The organism is Polaromonas sp. (assembly GCF_030682935.1).
GTDB lineage: Bacteria > Pseudomonadota > Gammaproteobacteria > Burkholderiales > Burkholderiaceae_C > Polaromonas.
The window spans coordinates 1-1067 of record NZ_JAUXNA010000294.1 but is presented as its reverse complement, the minus strand read 5'-3'; the positions used below and the strand labels follow the sequence as shown (position 1 = coordinate 1067).

Here is a 1067-nt window from a genome sequence, read left to right as displayed (position 1 = left end):
ACCTTCCAGGTCTACAGCCCGCTGATCGCCAAGATCGAAGTCAAGCGTCGCGGTGATGTGCGTCGTGCCAAGCTGTACTACCTGCGCAGCCGCAGCGGCAAGTCGGCGCGTATCAAGGAAAAGCTGGGCGCCAGAAAAGTTGCATAAAAGCAGTTGACGTCCCCAAGAAGCCGCCCCATGTAAATGCTGGGCGGCTTTTTTATGTCCGCTATGCTTTGAACCGTATGAACTTCAGCAAGCCATTACCCGTTTTCGATCCCCGCAGCATCCCGGTGCTGGGAGTGGATGACCACTTGGCGGGTGTCGCGCTTGAGCGCCTGACGCCGCAAGCCCTGCGCGAACGTTTCAGGGCGCCACCGGTCTGGACGCCCGAACACAGCGTGGAGAAGAAATTTTCCAACCGGCAGCCGGCGCTTGCGGCCGTGCTCTTGCCGCTGGTGATGCGCGATGAGCTCACCTTGCTGCTGACCGAGCGCACGCTCAACCTCAGGGCCCATTCGGGCCAGATCGCATTTCCCGGCGGCCGCACCGACGAATCCGACGTGGATGCGGTAGATACGGCGTTGCGGGAGGCGCACGAGGAAATTGGTTTGCCGCGGGCGCATGTGGAGGTGCTCGGCACTTTGCCTACTTACGTCACGGGCACGGCCTTCATCATCACCCCGGTGGTGGCACTGGTGAAGCCCGGCTTCGAGCTGCAACCCAATCCGGGGGAGGTGGCCGATATTTTTGAAGTACCCCTCGGGTATTTGATGAACCCAGCCCATCACCGTCGGCATGAAATGGAATTGGACGGCGTGATACGCCAGTGGCTTTCCATGCCCTACACCCATCCCCTGGACGAGATCGACAGCCGTGCGGCGAGGGAGCGCTACATCTGGGGGGCAACGGCCGGCATTCTGCGCAACCTTTATCGCTTCTTGAGTGCCTAGGATGGCCCTTGCATACGGGGTGGGCGGCCTTGAGTACATTGGCGGCCAACAAAGCGGGCGTGGTGTCACCAGACGCCGTTATGATTTGCCATGAGCTTTTTTGCCGTTTTGTTTGCACTCATCCTCGAACAGGCC

2 protein-coding genes are annotated in these 1067 nt (G+C 60.3%); both read left to right on the top strand.

What is annotated here, in order from left to right; all coding sequences use genetic code 11:
- Window positions 1-147: 50S ribosomal protein L19 (locus Q8K05_RS13555; RefSeq protein WP_305247146.1), on the top strand; the 147-nt coding region annotated here is incomplete at its 5' end.
- 77 nt (window positions 148-224) lie between these two features.
- On the top strand, window positions 225-932 hold the full coding sequence (locus Q8K05_RS13550; RefSeq protein ID WP_305247145.1) for a CoA pyrophosphatase: 708 nt from the start codon (window positions 225-227) through the stop codon (window positions 930-932).
- The last annotated feature ends 135 nt before the right edge of the window (window positions 933-1067 follow it).